This window comes from Mycobacterium hainanense (assembly GCF_041890355.1).
GTDB classification, from domain to species: Bacteria; Actinomycetota; Actinomycetes; order Mycobacteriales; family Mycobacteriaceae; genus Mycobacterium; species Mycobacterium hainanense.
Map to the genome: position 1 here is coordinate 2,367,293 of NZ_CP169059.1, position 20,302 is coordinate 2,387,594.

Annotated in this window: 1 protein-coding gene; it reads right to left on the minus strand. The window is 67.1% G+C overall.

The window, feature by feature from the left end; all coding sequences use genetic code 11:
• Positions 1-29 precede the first annotated feature (29 nt).
• Positions 30-20,213: a non-ribosomal peptide synthase/polyketide synthase gene (locus ACEL92_RS11125; protein ID WP_374025613.1), complete on the minus strand. Its 20,184-nt coding sequence runs from the start codon at positions 20,211-20,213 to the stop codon at positions 30-32.
• Positions 20,214-20,302 lie beyond the last annotated feature (89 nt).

A 20,302-nucleotide genomic window follows, 5' to 3' on the forward strand; every position in this document is an offset into this window, starting at 1 on the left:
TGCCCGCGGAGTTACCGGTCACACCGCCGCTAGAGCAGTCCGAGCAGGTGCAAGTCTGTGGCGTATTTGATGATGACCGGCGCCGACACGTGCGGGATGTCCGGATTGTCTTTATCGGGGCCGATCTTGGCCTTTTGCACGGCGGCGCGGAATCGATCGGTGGGCGCGAAAGCTCCGTGGGTCGGCTCCGTGGGCTGCAGATAGTTGGAACTACGCAATGGGAGCACCCATAGCAGCGAGTGCTGACGCTGTCGATCCGGCAGCGCGCGCAGGGCGGCCTCGAACCGTTTCGACCAATCGCCGAAGTCGTCGATGCGTTGGATCGGGTACCCGGCTTCGATCAGCCAGTCGACGTACTCATCGATCCCGATGCCGTCATCGTGCGGATTCATGACGTGGTAGGTCTCGAACCCGCCCACCACCTGGGCACCCAGCGTCGTGATCGCCTCGGCAACGAATTCCACTGGCAGCCCGTCAAAGTGCGCGCGTTGCCGGTTTCCCTCGGCGTCGAGTTGGTAGAAGGAGCGAGGCGCGACGCCGGTGGCCAGCAGGCTCAACGCCATTCGGGTGAAGATGTCCGACACGTTGAGCTGACCCCGATACGTGGTGTCGGCCAAAATCATGTCGCAGCGGAACACCGCAACGGGCAAACCGCACAGGTCGTTGGCTTCGCGCAGCAGCACCTCGCCGGCCCACTTACTGGTGCCGTAGCCGTTCGCGTAGCCTCCGCCGATCGTTCGGGTGGGGCTGATCGCCCGGATGTCGGCGTCCTCGGTGAAGGCTGACCGATCGACCTGGTCGCCCACATTGGCCGTCGACACGTAAGCGTAGGGCTTGAGCCTGGCGGTGACCGCGAACCGGATCAGCTCGGCGGTGCCCGCGACATTGGGGCCGAACAGCTCGCGGTAGGGCAGGACGCTGTTGACCAGGGCTGCGGAGTCGAGGATCAGGTCGACGTCGTGTGCCAGCCGCTGCCAGGTCTCGTCGTCGAGACCCAGGTTCGCTTTACCCTTGTCGCCGGCGACGACCTCCAAATGGTCGGCGGCCAGTTCTCGGTAATGCCGCAGCAGCTCGGGGTCGCCGCTGTCGAAGGTCCTGTCGAAGCGCTCCCGCGCGTCCTCGTCGGACGTGGCCCGCACCAAGCAAACCAGTTTTCCGCCAACCGATTTCAGCCGCTCGAGCCATTGCAGCGCCAGGTAGCGGCCGAGGAAACCGGTAGCGCCGGTCAGCAAGACCGTCCGTACCTCGGCGCTGGGGCCGGGCAGCGTCGGGGCCAGGGTCAGCGTCGTGGCGTCGATGAACTTGTCCAACGTGAGGTCCGAGGCGTGCACCTCGGTGGCGTCACGGCCGTGCACGGACGCAAAGCTGGCTCCCGCCTGGGCTGTGTCCGCCGAGCCGGCATCGCTCTCCAACCGCTGGCGCAGGCTTCTCACCGAAGGCGCGTCGAACAAGGTGCGCACCGGAAGCGAGACGTCAAGGGCCTGGTTGATCGCGGCGATCGCACGCATCGACGACATCGAATCCCCGCCCAGGTCGAAGAACGAATCGTCGACGCCTACGCGCTCGACATCCAGGACTTGCGCGTAGATGCCGGCGACAATCTCCTCGATAGCGGTTGCCGGGGCGCGATATTCGCCGCCGGTGTATTCGGGCGCCGGTAACGCCCGGGTATCAAGCTTGCCGTTGACGGTCAATGGCAGCGCATCCAGCGGCACTACCGCCGCGGGGACCATGTACGGCGGAAGCCGGTCGGCCAACCGGCTCCGGATGTCGGCCGGGTCGGCGGTGCCGGTGATGTAACCGACCAGGCGTTTGTCGCCCGGGCGATCCTCGCGTGCGATCACCGCCGCTTGTTCCACGCCGTCCAGCCCGCTCAGAGCTGCCTGAACTTCGCCGAGCTCAATGCGATAGCCACGGATCTTCACCTGCTCATCGGCGCGACCCTGATACCGCAGCTGACCGTCAGCACCCCAACAGACCAGGTCCCCGGTGCGGTACATGCGCGTTCCGGCCGCCCCGAACGGGCAAGCCACGAACCGTGACGCCGTCAAACCGGGCCGGCGCATATACCCGGTCCCGACGCCGCGACCCGCCAGGTACAACTCGCCCACCACGCCGACGGGCGCCGGCTGTAACCACTTGTCCAGCACGAACATTGCGGCGCCCGAGATGGGCGACCCGATCGGCACCACGTCCGACCCCGGCACCAGCGGGGTGGTCATCGACGCGCACACCGTCGTCTCCGTCGGGCCGTAGGCGTCGATCATCACGCGTCCGGACGCCGCCCAGCGATCCACCGTCTCCGGCGGGCACGCTTCGCCGGCCACCACCAACGCTGTCGACTCCAAACCGTCCGCCGACACCATTGCCACCGAAGCCGGCGTCTGCGTCCACACGTCGACTTTCTCCGCAATGAGCAAATCATGGAAATCGTCGGGGGATGCGGCCACCGACTCGGGCACCACCACCAGCCGCCGACCGGTCAACAGCGCGCCGAAGATCTCCCATACCGAGTAGTCGAAGGCCGAGGAGTGGCACTGCGTCCACACCTGCCCCGGCGGCAGGCCTTTGTCGAGTGACTCGGTGAGCCAGGTGACGTTGTGCTGAGGAATACCAACACCTTTCGGGACGCCCGTGGTGCCCGATGTGTAAATGATGTAGGCGATGTTGAAGGCGGCCGGCGCAGGCAATGCGGTGCTGGACCGGCTGTCCACGTCTGCGTCGCGCACCTCGACAACCGGCAGATCGCGTCCGTCGAGCCGCGTGCGCAACTCCGCCGTGGTGATCACCGCGATCGGGGCGGCGTCGGCGAGCACGAAGTCCATGCGTGCCGTCGAGTGTGCCGGGTCGATGGGCACGTACGCGGCCCCGGTCTTGAGCACCCCGAGCATTGCAACGATCCCGTCGGCGCACCGCGGAAACAGCAGCGCCACACACTCGCCCGGACGCGCGCCGTGGCTGGCCAGCAGATGCGCCAACCGGGTCGAAGCGTCGTCGAGTTCCCGATACGTCAGTGACTGGCCCGAATAGGTCACAGCCACCGCTTCCGGGGTGCGCTGCACGTGCTCGGCGAACACCACCGGGATTGAGGGACCCATACCCGTCGGCGCAGTCAATGCCGGCCGGTTGCTCCACTCATCGAGCAGGGCGGGCTCACCGGCACGCAGCAAACCGATCGACGACAACCGCTGGGTCGGGTCGGCGGTCAGCGCCGCCAGTACCCGCTGCAGCCGATCGACCAGCGCTTCAATGCTTTCCGCATCAAACACGTCGGTGCGGAATTCCACCCGGCCGCCGATGCCGGCGGGTCCGCCGTCCTGGGTCCAGCGTTCGGCCAGGGAGAAGGTCAGGTCCATGCGGGCCGTCTGGGTGTCCAACGGTATGGAGGTCACCTGCAAGTCGCCCAGGACTGGCCCGACGGCGGAGTCGTCCTCTTGGTCGCCGAAGTTCTGCCAGGCCAGCATCACCTGGATCAGTGGGTGGTGGCTTAGGGATCGGGTGGGGTTGAGCCGCTCGACCAGCATTTCGAAGGGGACGTCTTGGTGTTCGTAGGCGGCTAGGGCGCGTTGGCGTACTTGGGTGAGCAGGTCGGTGATGGTGGGGTCGGCGGTGAGGTCGATGCGCAGGATCAGGGTGTTGACGAAGAAGCCGACGAGGTCGTCGAGGGCGGGGTCGCGGCGTCCGGCGATGGGGAAGCCCACGGCGACATCGGGGTTGGCGCTGAGTTTGGAGAGCAGGACGGTCAGGGCGGCTTGGATGACCATGAAGCTGGTGGCGTTGTGTTCGCGGGCCAGCCGGGTGACCTGTTGTTGGAGTGAGGGGGGCCAGTCCACGGCGATGGTGGCGCCGCGGTGATCGGCCACCAGTGGGTAGGGCCGATCGGTGGGCAACTCGAGCCGTTCCGGCATCCCGCCCAGCACGTCCTCCCAATAAGCCAGCTCCGCGGCAATACGGCTGTGGCTATCGTCGAAGTCCCCGAGCTGCCCACGCTGCCACAGCGTGTAATCGGCATATTGGACGGGCAGCGGCACCCAATCCGGCGCCTGGCCGGCGCGCCGGCTGGCATAGGACACACCCAAATCGCGCATCAGTGGGGTGAGTGACACGCCGTCGGCGGCGATATGGTGAACCACGGCCACCAGCACGTGTTCGTCCTGGGCGACCCGGAAAAGCCTTGCCTGCAATGGGATCTCGGCGGCCAGATCGAACGGGTAGTGCGCCACTTCGTGGATGGCCTCATCCAACCGGATTGCCGGCCAGCCGGTGGCGTCGATGACCTGCCAGCCGCAATCGGCCTGGTCGGCCGGAATGACGATTTGCTGAGGCGTTCCCTCGGGCGCGACGAACACCGTGCGCAGGCTCTCGTGGCGGGCCAGCACGTCGGCCAATGCCGCGCCCAACGCGTCCGGGCCATCGAGCCGCCCGTGCAGCCGCAGCGCAACCGCCATGTTGTAAACCGGTGAGGGGCCTTGTAGTTGGTCGATGAACCAGAGCCGGTTTTGGGCGAACGACAACGGGATGACCGCTGGCCGCCCGTTCGTCACGACCGGCGCCAGCGGGTCCGAGCCCTCGGTGAGCCGCGGGGCCAACTGCGCGACCGTGGGCGCGTCGAAGACGGTGCGCACGGTGAGGCCGGCGCCCAGGGTGGTGTTGATTGCGGCGATGAGGCGCGTGGCGGATAGGGAGTCGCCGCCGAGGTCGAAGAAGGAGTCGTCGATGCCGACGCGGTCGATGCCGAGGATTTGGGCGTAGATGCCGGTGAGGAGGTCTTGGGTGGGGGTGGTGGGGGGGTGGTATTCGGTGGTGGTGTAGTCGGGGGCGGGCAGGGCGCGGGTGTCGAGTTTGCCGTTGATGGTCAGCGGCAGCGCGTCGAGGGCCACGATGGCGGCGGGGACCATGTAGGCGGGGAGTCGTTGGGCGAGTTGGGTGCGGGCCCAGGTGGGGTCGGCGGTGCCGGTGAGGTAGCCGATGAGGCGTTTGTCGCCGGGGCGGTCTTCGCGGGCGATGACTGCGGCGGCGTTGACGCCTTCGAGGGTGGCCAGGGCGGTTTGGATTTCGCCGAGTTCGATGCGGTAGCCGCGGATTTTGACTTGCTGGTCGGCGCGGCCTAGGTAGTCCAGTTGGCCGTCGGGGCGCCAGCGCACCAGGTCGCCGGTGCGGTACATGCGGGTTCCTGGTGCTCCGTGGGGGCAGGCCACAAACCGGGACGCGGTCAGCGCGGCGCGGCGTATGTAGCCGCAGGCCACGCCGGAGCCGGCCACGTATAGCTCTCCGACCACGCCCGCGGGCACCGGACGCAAATACCGGTCCAGCACGAACAACGCTGCCCCGGGCACCGGCGACCCGATCGGCGGCGCGCCCGAACCAGGAACAAGCGGCGCACTCATTGCCGCGTACACCGTGGTTTCGGTCGGCCCGTAGGCGTTGATCATCAGCCGCCCGGGTGCCCAGCGGTCGACCAGCTCGGCCGGGCAGGCTTCACCGGCCACGACCAACGCCGCGGACTCCAGCCCCTGGGGCGAAAGCATCTCGGCCGCCGAGGGGGTCTGACTCACCACGGTCACGTGTTCGTCAATGAGCAAAGCGCGCAACTCTTCTGGCGAGCGGGACACCGACTCCGGCACCACCACCAGCCGGCCCCCGTGCAGCAGTGCGCCGAAGATCTCCCAGACAGACACATCAAAGACCAGCGAATGCCACTGCGACCACACGCCGGAGCGCGACAGGCCGACGTCCACCAACTGGTGCAGTTGGGTGATGTTGTGGTGTGTGATGGCGACGCCTTTGGGGGTCCCGGTGGTTCCCGAGGTGTAGATGATGTAAGCGACATCCTCGGGGGACGGCGCGGGGAGTGCAGTGGTTGGTTGCGCTTCAAGAGCGGGGTCGTTGACGTCGATGACCGCTAGGCCATGTCCGACGAGCCGGTCGGCGAGTTCGCTGGAGGAGATCGCGGCGATCGGGGCGGCGTCGGTGAGCATGAAATCGATGCGTGCCGCCGGCAGTGCGGGGTCGATCGGCAGGTAGGCCGCCCCGGTTTTGAGCACCGCGAGGATCGCGATGATCGCCTCGGCCGAACGCTCCAGCAGCAGTGCCACACACTCGCTGGGACCAGCGCCATAGCCAGAGAGTGCCTGCGCCAACCGATTTGCCGACCCGTCGAGTTCGCGGTAGGTGAATGATCGGCCTTGGGAGGTCAGTGCCGTTGCCTCCGGTGTCCGGGCTACCTGGGCGGCGAACAACGCCGGAACCGACACCGGCGTCTGCCGGGGTTGGGTCAATGCCGCGCGGTTGCCGACGTGGTCGAGGCGGGCGTGTTCATTCGCGTCGAGGAGGTCGATCGTGGAGAGCCGGCGGGCCGGGTCGGTGGTCAGGGCTTCCACCACGCGGCGCAGGCGGTCGATGATGGTGTGGATGCTGGCGGTGTCGTAGATGTCGGTGCGGAATTCGACGGTCCCGCCGATGCCGGCGGCCTGGCCGTCGTCGGTCCAGCGTTCGGCCAGCGAGAAGGTCAGGTCCATGCGGGCGACGTCGATGTCCACGGGAAGCGGGCTGACGTGCAGTTCGCCCAGATTCAGTTCGGCCTGAGTGTTGTTCTGCCAGGCCAGCATCACCTGGATCAGTGGGTGGTGGCTTAGGGATCGGGTGGGTTGTAGTCGTTCCACCAGCATTTCGAAGGGGACGTCTTGGTGTTCGTAGGCGGCTAGGGCGCGTTGGCGTACTTGGGTGAGCAGGTCGGTGATGGTGGGGTCGGCGGTGAGGTCGATGCGCAGGATCAGGGTGTTGACGAAGAAGCCGACGAGGTCGTCGAGGGCGGGGTCGCGGCGTCCGGCGATGGGGAAGCCCACGGCGACATCGGGGTTGGCGCTGAGTTTGGAGAGCAGGACGGTCAGGGCGGCTTGGATGACCATGAAGCTGGTGGCGTTGTGTTCGCGGGCCAGCCGGGTGACCTGTTGTTGGAGTGAGGGGGGCCAGTCCACGGCGATGGTGGCGCCGCGGTGATCGGCCACCAGTGGGTAGGGCCGATCGGTGGGCAACTCGAGCCGTTCCGGCATCCCGCCCAGCACGTCCTCCCAGTAGGTGAGTTGTTGGGCGACCAGGCTTTCCGGGTCTCGGACGTCGCCAAGTTGGGTGCGTTGCCACAGTGTGTAATCGATGTACTGCACCGGTAGCGGCGCCCAGCCCGGCGCCTGGCCGGCGCGGCGGCTGGCGTAGGCCACGCCGAGGTCGCGTACCAGCGGGGTGATTGACCAGCCGTCGGCGGCGATGTGGTGGATCACGATCGCCAGGACGTGTCGGTCGTCGGCGAGGCGGAAAAGTTCTGTCCGCAGCGGGATTTCAGCGGCCAGGTCGAAGGTGTGACCCGCGGCGGCGACGAGGGCGTCGTGCAGTCGGTGGTGCGGCCATCCGCTGGCGTCGATCACGTCCCAGCCGAAGTCGGCCCGCTCGGGTGGCAGCACTACCTGCTGGGGCGTTCCCTCGGCCGCGACGAACACGGTGCGCAGGCTTTCATGGCGGACCACGACGTCGTGGATCGCGGCCCTCAGCGCTGCGGCATCGAGTGGCCCGTCCAGCCGCAAGGCCGCGGATAGATTGTAAACCGCTGAAGCACCTTGTAATTGGTCGATGAACCAGAGCCGGTTTTGGGCGAACGACAACGGCACGACCGTCGGCCGCCCGTTCGCCACGACCGGCGCCAGCCGGTCTGCGCCTTCGGTGAGGCGTGGCGCCAACTGGGCGATCGTCGGTGCTTCGAACAACGTCCGTACCCCGAGTTGAGCGTTCAAACCGGTGTTGATTGCGGCGATCAGGCGCATGGCGGATAGGGAGTCGCCGCCGAGGTCGAAGAAGGAGTCGTCGATGCCGACGCGGTCGATGCCGAGGATTTGGGCGTAGATGCCGGCGAGGAGGTCTTGGGTGGGGGTGGTGGGGGGGTGGTATTCGGTGGTGGTGTAGTCGGGGGCGGGCAGGGCGCGGGTGTCGAGTTTGCCGTTGACGGTCAGCGGCAGCGCGTCGAGGGCCACGATGGCGGCGGGGACCATGTAGGCGGGGAGTCGTTGGGCGAGTTGGGTGCGGGCCCAGGTGGGGTCGGCGGTGCCGGTGAGGTAGCCGATGAGGCGTTTGTCGCCGGGGCGGTCTTCGCGGGCGATGACTGCGGCGGCGTTGACGCCTTCGAGGGTGGCCAGGGCGGTTTGGATTTCGCCGAGTTCGATGCGGTAGCCGCGGATTTTGACTTGCTGGTCGGCGCGGCCTAGGTAGTCCAGTTGGCCGTCGGGGCGCCAGCGCACCAGGTCGCCGGTGCGGTACATGCGGGTTCCTGGTGCTCCGTGTGGGCAGGCCACAAACCGGGACGCGGTCAGCCCGGCGCGGCGTATGTAGCCGCAGGCCACGCCGGAGCCGGCCACGTATAGCTCACCGACCACGCCCTCGGGCACCGGACGCAAATACCGATCCAGCACGAACAATGCCGCCCCGGGCACCGGCGACCCGATCGGCGGCGCCCCGGAACCCACCGTCAACGATGGGCTCCACGCCACGTACATAGTCGTTTCGCTCGGGCCGTATTGATTGATCATCAGCCGCCCCGGCGCCCACCGATCCACCACCTCCGGCGGGCAGGCTTCACCGGCCACGACCAACGCCGCGGACTCCAGCCCCTGGGGCCAAAGCATCTCGACCGCCGACGGGGTTTGGGTGAGAACGCTGACCTGCTCAGCAACCAGCAAGGCGTGGAAGTCTCTGGGGGACCGCGTCACCGAGTCGGGTGCCACCACGAGCCGCCCACCATGCAGAAGCGGACGCCAGATCTCCCAAACCGAGAAGTCGAATGCGTACGAGTGACACTGAATCCACACGCCGCCCGGCGGCAGACCGGAGTCCAGCGGCCCCACCAGTTGGGTGATGTTGTGGTGGGTGATGGCGACACCCTTCGGCTTGCCCGTGGTCCCCGAGGTGTAGATGATGTGGGCGATATTGTCCGGGCCCGGCGATGGGAGTGCGGTGCTGGGGTGGGCGCCGAGGGCGGGGTCGTTGACGTCGATGACGAGCAGATCATGTCCGGCGAGCGCCTCGGCGAGCGCCGGAGTGGTGATCGCGGCGATCGGGGCGGCGTCGGTGAGCATGAAATCGATGCGTGCCGCCGGCAGTGCGGGGTCGATCGGCAGGTAGGCCGCCCCGGTTTTGAGCACCGCGAGGATCGCGATGATCGCCTCGGCCGAACGCTCCAGCAGCAGTGCCACACACTCGCCGGGGCCGACGCCATGGCCAGAGATCAGATGCGCCAGTCGATTTGCGGACTCTTCGAGTTCTCGATAGGTCCACGTCCGTTGGCCGCAGGTGATCGCCACCGCGTCGGGTGTCTGCGCGAGTTGGGCGGCGAACAATGCCGGAACCGAGACCGGCGTGTGGCGGGGTTGGGTCAATGCGGCGCGGTTGCCGACGTGGTCGAGGCGGGCGTGTTCGTCCGCGTCGAGGAGGTCGATCGTGGAGAGCCGGCGGGCCGGGTCGGCGGTCAGGGCTTCCACGACGCGGCGCAGGCGGTCGATGAGGGTGTGGATGCTGGCGGGGTCGTAGATGTCGGTGCGGAATTCGACCGTCCCGCCGATGCCGGCGGGTTCAGCGGTATCGGTCCAGCGTTCGGCCAGCGAGAAGGTCAGGTCCATGCGGGCGACGTCGATGTCCACGGGAAGCGGGCTGACGTGCAGTTCGCCCAGATTCAGTTCGGCCTGAGTGTTGTTCTGCCAGGCCAGCATCACCTGGATCAGTGGGTGGTGGCTTAGGGATCGGGTGGGGTTGAGCCGCTCGACCAGCATTTCGAAGGGGACGTCTTGGTGTTCGTAGGCGGCTAGGGCGCGTTGGCGTACCTGGGTGAGCAGGTCGGTGATGGTGGGGTCGGCGGTGAGGTCGATGCGCAGGATCAGGGTGTTGACGAAGAAGCCGACGAGGTCGTCGAGGGCGGGGTCGCGGCGTCCGGCGATGGGGAAGCCCACGGCGACATCGGGGTTGGCGCTGAGTTTGGAGAGCAGGACGGTCAGGGCGGCTTGGATGACCATGAAGCTGGTGGCGTTGTGTTCGCGGGCCAGCCGGGTGACCTGTTGTTGGAGTGAGGGGGGCCAGTCCACGGCGATGGTGGCGCCGCGGTGATCGGCCACCAGTGGGTAGGGCCGATCGGTGGGCAACTCGAGCCGTTCGGGCATTCCCGTCAGGGTCTGTTCCCAATACCGCAGCTGTCCGGCGATCGGGCTATCCGGGTCATCAAGAGCCCCCAGCTGCGCACGTTGCCACAGCGTGTAATCGACATACTGCACCGGGAGCGGCGCCCAATCCGGCGCCTGGCCGACGCGGCGGCAGGCGTAGGCCACGCCGAGGTCACGCATCAGCGGGGCGATTGACCAGCCGTCGGCGGCGATGTGGTGTATCACAAGCACCACAACGTGTTGATCCTGGGCAACCTGGAAAAGCTTTGTCCGTAAAGGAATCTCGGCGGCCAGTTCGAACGGGTAATGCGCCACTTCCTGGATGGCCTCATCCAACCGGCTTGCCGGCCAGCCGGTGGCGTCGATGACCTGCCAGCCGCAATCGCCCTCGTCGGCGGGAATGACAACCTGCTGGGGCGTTCCCTCGACTTCGACGAACACGGTGCGCAGGCTCTCGTGGCGGACCACCACATCGTTGAGTGCGGCTTCCAATGCCGTCGCATCGAGTGGCCCGTCGAGCCGGAGCGCCGCGGCCATGTTGTAAACCGGTGAGGGGCCTTGTAGTTGGTCGATGAACCACAGCCGGTTCTGGGCGAACGATAGGGGTATGGCCGTCGGGCGTTCGACCGCGGCGAGGGGCGGCAGTGGGTCTGGACCGTCGGCGAGCTGTGGTGCGAGTTGGGCGATGGTCGGGGCTTCGAAGACGGTGCGCACGGCGAGGCCGGCACCCAGGGTGGTGTTGATTGCGGCGATGAGGCGCGTGGCGGATAGGGAGTCGCCGCCGAGGTCGAAGAAGGAGTCGTCGATGCCGACGCGGTCGATGCCGAGGATTTGGGCGTAGATGCCGGTGAGGAGGTCTTGGGTGGGGGTGGTGGGGGGGTGGTATTCGGTGGTGGTGTAGTCGGGGGCGGGCAGGGCGCGGGTGTCGAGTTTGCCGTTGATGGTCAGCGGCAGCGCGTCGAGGGCCACGATGGCGGCGGGGACCATGTAGGCGGGGAGTCGTTGGGCGAGTTGGGTGCGGGCCCAGGTGGGGTCGGCGGTGCCGGTGAGGTAGCCGATGAGGCGTTTGTCGCCGGGGCGGTCTTCGCGGGCGATGACTGCGGCGGCGTTGACGCCTTCGAGGGTGGCCAGGGCGGTTTGGATTTCGCCGAGTTCGATGCGGTAGCCGCGGATTTTGACTTGCTGGTCGGCGCGGCCTAGGTAGTCCAGTTGGCCGTCGGGGCGCCAGCGCACCAGGTCGCCGGTGCGGTACATGCGGGTTCCTGGCGCGCCGAACGGGCAGGCCACAAACCGGGACGCGGTCAGCCCGGCGCGGCGTATGTAGCCGCAGGCCACGCCGGAGCCGGCCACGTATAGCTCACCGACCACGCCCTCGGGCACCGGACGCAAATACCGATCCAGCACGAACAACGCTGCCCCGGGCACCGGCGACCCGATCGGCGGCGCGCCCGAACCAGGAACAAGCGGCGCACTGATCGACGCGTACACCGTGGTTTCGGTCGGGCCATAGCCGTTGATCATCAGCCGCCCCGCCGCCCAGCGGTCCACCACTTCGGGCGGGCATGCCTCGGCGGCGATGATGAGTGCCGCCGCCTCTAGGCCATGTTGGGCAAGCATCCCCACCGCGGTCGGCGTTTGGCTCAAGACGGTTGCCCGCTGCTCAACGAGCAAGGCGTGCAAATCTTCCGGTGCGCGAGCCACCACATCGGGCACCACCACCAGCCGCGCACCATGCAGGAGAGCGCCCCAGATCTCCCACACCGAGTAGTCGAAGGCCAGCGAATGGCACTGGCTCCATACCTGATCGGCCGTTAGGGCCAGTCCCGTCTCAAGCGAGTCGAATAGTCGGGTGACGTTGTGGTGGGTTACCGCCACGCCCTTGGGGACGCCCGTGGTGCCAGATGTGTAGATGATGTGAGCCAAATCGCCGGGGCCAGGCATTGCCAACGCCGTCGCGGGCTGCGTCTCGATCTCGGGATCGTCGATGTCGACGACCACCCCGTCAAATCCGTCGAGCCCTGACCCCACCCCGGTGTCAGTGATGACTGCGGCCGGGGTGGCATCGGCGAGGATGAAGCCGATCCGCGCCGTCGGTACTGCCGGGTCGATCGGCACGTATGCCGCGCCCGTCTTCAACACCCCCATGATCGCGATGATGGCCCGAGCGGAGCGTTCCAGCAGGACCGCGACGCACCCGCCCGGACCGACGCCACGGCGAGACAGCAAGTGCGCCAGGCGGTTCGCCGCCTCGTCAACGTCGCGGTAGGTCCACGATCCGCCCCGGTCGGTGATCGCGACGGCCTGCGGGGCACGGGCTACCTGGGCGGCGAACAACGCCGGAACCGACACTGGCGTGGGGCGGGGTTGGGTCAATGCCGCGCGGTTGCCGACGTGGTCGAGGCGGGCGTGTTCGTCCGCGTCGAGCAGGTCGATCGTGGAGAGCCGGCGGGCCGGGTCGGCGGTCAGGGCTTCCACGACGCGGCGCAGGCGGTCGATGAGGGTGTGGATACTGGCGGGGTCGTAGATGTCGGTGCGGAATTCGACCGTCCCGCCGATGCCGGCGGGTTCACCGGTATCGGTCCAGCGTTCGGCCAGCGAGAAAGTCAGGTCCATGCGGGCGGTGCGGGTGTTCACCGGCACGGGTGTGACCTGGATGTCGCCTAGGTTCAGGCTCGCGGGTTGAGTGTTCTGCCAGGCCAATGCCACCTGGATGAGTGGGTGGTGTGCCATGGATCGGGTGGGTTGTAGTCGTTCCACCAGCATTTCGAAGGGGACGTCTTGGTGTTCGTAGGCGGCTAGGGCGCGTTGGCGTACCTGGGTGAGCAGGTCGGTGATGGTGGGGTCGGCGGTGAGGTCGATGCGCAGGATCAGGGTGTTGACGAAGAAGCCGACGAGGTCGTCGAGGGCGGGGTCGCGGCGTCCGGCGATGGGGAAGCCCACGGCGACATCGGGGTTGGCGCTGAGTTTGGAGAGCAGGACGGCCAGGGCGGCTTGGATGACCATGAAGCTGGTGGCGTTGTGTTCGCGGGCCAGCCGGGTGACCTGTTGTTGGAGTGAGGGGGGCCAGTCCACGGCGATGGTGGCGCCGCGGTGATCGGCCACCAGCGGGTAGGGCCGATCGGTGGGCAACTCCAGCCGTTCCGGCATCCCCGTCAGCGCGTGTTCCCAATACCGCAGCTGTCCGGCGATCGGGCTACCCGGGTCATCAAGAGCCCCCAACCGCGCACGCTGCCACAGCGTGTAATCGACATACTGCACCGGCAGCGGCGCCCAGCCCGGCGCCTGGCCGACGCGGCGGCTGGCATACGCGACGGCCAGATCGCGTACCAGCGGGGTGATCGACCAGCCGTCGGCGGCGATGTGATGCAGCACCGCGACGAGTAGGTGCTCACCGCCTCCGAGGCGAAACAGCCTTGCTTGGAACGGGATTTCGGCAATCAGGTCGAAGGCATGACCGGCGGTGGTGTCGATAGCCCGTTCCAACCGTGGCTTGGTCCACTCGCTGGCGTCGACCTCGTCCCACCCGAAGTCGGCCCGCTCGGGTGGCAGCACTACCTGCTGGGGCGTTCCCTCGGCCGCGACGAAGACGGTGCGCAGGCTTTCATGGCGGACCACGACGTCGTGGATCGCGGCCCTTAGCGCCGCGGCATCGAGCGGCCCGTTGAGGCGGAGCGCCGCAGCCATGTTGTAAACCGGTGAGGGGCCTTGTAGTTGGTCGATGAACCACAGCCGGTTTTGGGCAAACGATAGGGGTATGGCCGTCGGCCGCTCGACTGCCACCACCCGTTCCCGCGCGCTCGAGCCCTCGGTGAGCTGTGGTGCGAGTTGGGCGATGGTCGGGGCTTCGAAGACGGTGCGCACGGTGAGGCCGGCGCCCAGGGTGGTGTTGATTGCGGCGATGAGGCGCGTGGCGGATAGGGAGTCGCCGCCGAGGTCGAAGAAGGAGTCGTCGATGCCGACGCGGTCGATGCCGAGGATTTGGGCGTAGATGCCGGTGAGGAGGTCTTGGGTGGGGGTGGTGGGGGGGTGGTATTCGGTGGTGGTGTAGTCGGGGGCGGGCAGGGCGCGGGTGTCGAGTTTGCCGTTGATGGTCAGCGGCAGCGCGTCGAGGGCCACGATGGCGGCGGGGACCATGTAGGCGGGGAGTCGTTGGGCGAGTTGGGTGCGGGCCCAGGTGGGGTCGGCGGTGCCGGTGAGGTAGCCGATGAGGCGTTTGTCGCCGGGGCGGTCTTCGCGGGCGATGACTGCGGCGGCGTTGACGCCTTCGAGGGTGGCCAGGGCGGTTTGGATTTCGCCGAGTTCGATGCGGTAGCCGCGGATTTTGACTTGCTGGTCGGCGCGGCCTAGGTAGTCCAGTTGGCCGTCGGGGCGCCAGCGCACCAGGTCGCCGGTGCGGTACATGCGGGTTCCTGGTGCTCCGTGGGGGCAGGCCACAAACCGGGACGCGGTCAGCGCGGCGCGGCGTATGTAGCCGCAGGCCACGCCGGAGCCGGCCACGTATAGCTCACCGACCACGCCCGCGGGCACCGGACGCAAATACCGGTCCAGCACGAACAATGCCGCCCCGGGCACCGGCGACCCGATCGGCGGCGCGCCCGAACCAGGAACAAGCGGCGCACTGATCGACGCGTACCAAGTCTCGGTCGGACCGTAGCCGTTGAGCATGAGGCGCCCGGGTGCCCAGCGGTCGACCAGCTCGGCCGGGCAGGCTTCACCGGCCACGACCAACGCCGCGGACTCCAGCCCCTGGGGCGAAAGCATCTCGGCCGCCGAGGGGGTCTGACTCACCACGGTCACGTGTTCGTCAATGAGCAAAGCGCGCAACTCTTCCGGTGACTGCGCGATCGGCTCGGGCACCACGACCAGCCGGCCCCCGCGTAGCAGTGCGCCGAAGATTTCGAAGACTGACACGTCAAAGACCAGCGAATGCCACTGCGACCACACCCCACCACGCGGCAGGTCGGCGTGCGACGACGTCATCAGGTGAGTCACGGTGTGGTGGGTGACGGCCACCCCTTTGGGCACACCTGTGGTGCCGGAGGTGTAGATCAAGTAGGCGACGTCGTCAGGGTCCGGGGCCGGTAGCGCGGCGGCGGGGTGAACGCTTATCGCGGCGTCTTCGATGTCGATGACCGCTCCGTCGAAGCGATCAAGGCGCGGCCGCAGCGCCGCGTTGGTGATAACCGCCGTCGGTGCGGCGTCGTCGAGAAGCATTCCTATGCGCGTCTCGGGCGCGGTCGGATCGAGCGGCACATACGCCGCTCCGGTCTTCAATGTCCCTAGTATCGCGATAATCGCGTCGGCCGATCGCGGCAGCAGCAGTCCCACGCAACGACCCGGAGCCGCGCCCTCACTAATGAGCCTGTGCGCCAAGCCATTAGCCGCTTCGTCAAGTTCTTGATAGGTGAGTGAACGGCCCTGGAACGTCACCGCCACAGCCTCGGGTGCACGCGCCACCCTGGCGGCGAACAGCTGCGGGATCGACACTGCGGGCGCTGGCCGGGCCAACGCGTCGAGGTTCCCGAGCGCATCAAGGCGGGCACGCTCGGCTTCATCGAGCAGATCGATCGTGGAGAGCCGGCGGGCCGGGTCGGTGCTCAGGGCTTCCACGACGCGGCGCAGGCGGTCGATGAGGGTGTGGATACTGGCGGGGTCGTAGATGTCGGTGCGGAATTCGACCGTCCCGCCGATGCCGGCGGGTTCACCGGTATCGGTCCAGCGTTCGGCCAGCGAGAAGGTCAGGTCCATGCGGGAGGTGCGGGTGTCCAGCGCTATCGGCGCCACCTGCAGGTTATCGAGGATCACGGCAGCGGCGGGGTCACCCCCTTGCCAAGCGAAGTTCTGCCAGGCCAGCATCACCTGGATGAGTGGGTGGTGTGCCATGGATCGGGTGGGTTGTAGTCGTTCCACCAGCATTTCGAAGGGGACGTCTTGGTGTTCGTAGGCGGCTAGGGCGCGTTGGCGTACCTGGGTGAGCAGGTCGGTGATGGTGGGGTCGGCGGTGAGGTCGACGCGCAGGATCAGGGTGTTGACGAAGAAGCCGACGAGGTCGTCGAGGGCGGGGTCGCGGCGTCCGGCGATGGGGAAGCCCACGGCGACATCGGGGTTGGCGCTGAGTTTGGAGAGCAGGACGGTCAGGGCGGCTTGGATGACCATGAAGCTGGTGGCGTTGTGTTCGCGGGCCAGCCGGGTGACCTGTTGTTGGAGTGAGGGGGGCCAGTCCACGGCGATGGTGGCGCCGCGGTGATCGGCCACCAGTGGGTAGGGCCGATCGGTGGGCAACTCCAGCCGTTCGGGCATTCCCGTCAAGGCCTGTTCCCAAAACGCAAGCTGAGCGGCGATCGGACTGCCGGAGTCGTCGAGGTCACCGAACTGGGTGCGTTGCCACAGTGTGTAATCGATGTACTGCACCGGTAGCGGCGCCCAATCCGGTGCCTGGCCGGCGCGGCGGCTGGCGTAGGCCACGCCGAGGTCGCGAACCAGTGGGGTGATTGACCAGCCGTCGGCGGCGATGTGGTGGATCACGATCGCCAGGACGTGTCGGTCGTCGGCGAGGCGGAAAAGTTCTGTCCGCAGCGGGATTTCGACGGCCAGGTCGAAGGTGTGACCCGCGGCGGCGACGAGGGCGTCGTGCAGTCGGTGGTGCGGCCATCCGCTGGCGTCGATCACGTCCCAGCCGAAGTCGGCCCGCTGCGGTGGGAGCACCACCTGCTGGGGCGTTCCCTCGGCCGCGACGAACACGGTGCGCAGGCTTTCATGGCGGACCACCACGTCGTGGATCGCGGCCCTTAGCGCCGCGGCATCGAGCGGCCCGTCGAGCCGGAGCGCCGCGGCCATGTTGTAAACCGGTGAGGGGCCTTGTAGTTGGTCGATGAACCACAGCCGGTTTTGGGCGAACGACAGGGGTATGGCGGTCGGCCGCTCGACTGCCACCACCCGTTCCCGCGCGCTCGAGCCCTCGGTGAGCCGTGGCGCGAGTTGGGCGATGGTCGGGGCCTCGAAGACGGTGCGCACGGCCAACCCGGCACCCAGGGTGGTATTGATTGCGGCGATCAGGCGCATGGCCGAGAGCGAATCCCCACCCAGATCAAAGAAAGAATCGTCGACGCCGACGCGGTCGAGGTCGAGCACCTGCGCGTAGATCTCCACCAACATCTCCTCGGCGAGGGTGGTAGGGGCGCGGTATCGGCCGGCGTTGTAGTCAGGTGCGGGAAGGGCTCGGGTGTCGAGCTTGCCGTTGACCGTCAACGGCAGCGCATCCAAGGCCACGATGGCGGCGGGGACCATGTGCGCGGGCAGTCGCTCGGCCAGCTCGGCGCGGGCCCACGCGGGGTCGGCGGTGCCGGTGACGTAGCCGACGAGGCGTTTGTCGCCGGGGCGGTCCTCCCGGGCAATGACTGCGGCGGACTCTATGCCCTCTAGGTTGGCGAGAGCCGTTTGTAGTTCGCTGATTTCGATGCGGTAGCCGCGGATCTTGACCTGGTGGTCCGCCCGTCCGATGTAGTCGAGTTGGCCGTCGGGGCGCCAGCGCACCAGGTCGCCGGTGCGATACATGCGTGCCCCCGGCGCGCCGAACGGACAGGCCACAAACCGCGACGCGGTCAACCCTGCCCGGCCCACGTACCCACAGCCCACCCGCGGGCCGGCCACATACAACTCACCGACTACCCCCACCGGCATAGGGCGCAGCCAGCTGTCCAGCACGAACAACGCCGCACCCGACACCGGCGAGCCGACGGGTGGTGCGCCCGACCCGGGCGCCAGCGGCGCACTCACCGAGGCATACACCGTGGTTTCGGTCGGCCCGTAGGCGTTGATCATCACCCGCCCCGGCGCCCACCGGTCCACAAGTTCGGGCGGGCACGGCTCACCGCCCACCAGCAGCGCCACCGCATTCAGCTTCTCCGGCGACAACATCGCCGCTGCCGAAGGCGTCTGGGTGAGAACGTTGATCCGTTCGGCGAGCAGCAAAGCTTGAAAGTCTTCCGGCGAACGTGTCACCGACTCGGGGACCACCACCAGTCGCCCACCGTGGAACAACGCACCCCAAATTTCCCACACCGAGAAGTCGAAAACATACGAATGGCACTGCGACCAGACCGCTGAGCGCACCAGGCACTCGTCCAATGCCTCGTGCAGTTGGGTGATGTTGTGGTGGGTGATGGCAACGCCTTTGGGCACACCGGTGGTCCCCGAGGTGTAGATGAGATACGCGATGTCCTCGGCACAGGGTGCCGGGAGTGCGGTGCTGGGTTGCGCTTCAAGAGCAGGGTCGTCGACGTGGATGACGCGCAGCTGGTGTCCGGCGAGCGAGGTGGCGAGCTCTGAGGTGGTGATCGCGGCGGCCGGTGCGGCGTCGGTGAGCATGAATTCGATGCGTGCCGGTGGTAGTGCGGGGTCGATCGGCAGGTAGGCCGCCCCGGTTTTGAGCACCGCGAGGATCGCGATGATCGCCTCGGCCGAACGCTCCAGCAGCAGTGCCACACACTCGCCGGGGCCGACGCCATGGCCAGAGATCAGATGCGCCAGTCGATTTGCGGACTCTTCGAGTTCTCGATAGGTCGACGCCCGTTGGCCGCAGGTGATCGCCACCGCGTCGGGTGTCTGCGCGAGTTGGGCGGCGAACAATTCCGGGACCGACACCGGCGCGGAAGCGGCTTGGGTCAACGCCGCACGGTTGCCCATGCCGTCCAGGCGGGCATGCTGGCGCTCGTCGAGCAGGTCCACCGCCGAAAGACGTCCGCTCGGGTCGGTGATCATGGTCACCAGGAGCCGTTCCAACCGCTTTGCCAAGGCGCCGGCATCGCAATTCAAAAAAGGATGTTCAGCCCCGGCCGTACCGAGAAAAAGTTCGTCATCGACCCGGAAGAAGAACAGACCGAACCGATCGGCCAATGCGGAATGAGTCATTGTGCCGTATCCCGGTGAACCCGCAAATTGCCCCAGGCAGGTCGTCGGGATGAAATTGACAACGATTCGATTGGACGGCTGACCAGGATTGCGGAGCCGCTCCCGGTTCTCGATGATCTGCACCGGGTATCGCTGGTGCGCCAGCGCTTCTCGAATTCGAGTGTCCACATGGCCACAAAAATCCGCGATAGTGGAGTTTGGCGCCGTCTGCAACACCAGCGGTACCACCCCGGAAATCATTCCGGGCACCGTCGCGGCAGCCGGACGCACGCGCCTGCTCACCGGGAAATCGAGCACAACCTCCGAGCCGTTAGCGGCCCATCCGCGCGCCAGGAGCGCGCACGCCGCGGTGATCAACGACGTTGTGCGTATCCCCAGATCCCGCGATAACTCGCTGATACCGGCAACAACCGAGGGGTTGAGTTGAACGGGAGCAACGGATTCACCAGGGGCACGCCCGTCCGGGATGACCGCCGGCGAACCATAATGAGATTCCTCATCCGACGGAATGTTATTGGTCCAGTAGGCTTCATCGTCGAGGTAATCGCAAGACGTCTCGTATGCCGACTCGCACTCGATCAAGTCTTTCAACGAACCAAAGTAAGTTTCTGGGATGGGACCGCCGGCGGCAATTGCGGAATAGACATCGGCGATTCGGTGACAAATGAGGGCGATGCTGATTCCGTCGACGACGATATGGTGGCAGCAGGCGAAGAGATAGGATTCGTCGACCCGCGTCCGGAACAACGCGAACTTGAACAGGGGGCCGCTGAGCGGCATCCGGGTCCGTTGGATCGACGATGTCACCCGCTGGACCTCCCGTAGGGGATCCGGCGAGCCGGTGAGGTCATGGCATACAAGCTCGACGTCGGGGTAATCAATCGGCTTCTGGACGACCTGACCGTTGACCTGGAAAAAGGAAGCCCTGAGTGGTTCGGCTTCGTGCACCACCTGACGGATCGCGGACTTGAGCAAACAGGGCTCCACCGCGCCTTCGATCCGCACCAGCACGCCTAGATGCCATCTGGCGTCGAAGCGTCCCATTTCCTCCGCGAGCCAGATATCCAGTTGGCCCCTTGTCAGCGGAAGCGCCTCTTCGTTGAGTCTCATCCCACCCCTCCGACCCGCAGGCTGTTAAGTCGTTTGCCGGTGTCCGCGACTGCGCACCGCGCGGCCGTGGACGGAGCTGTATTGCGCCG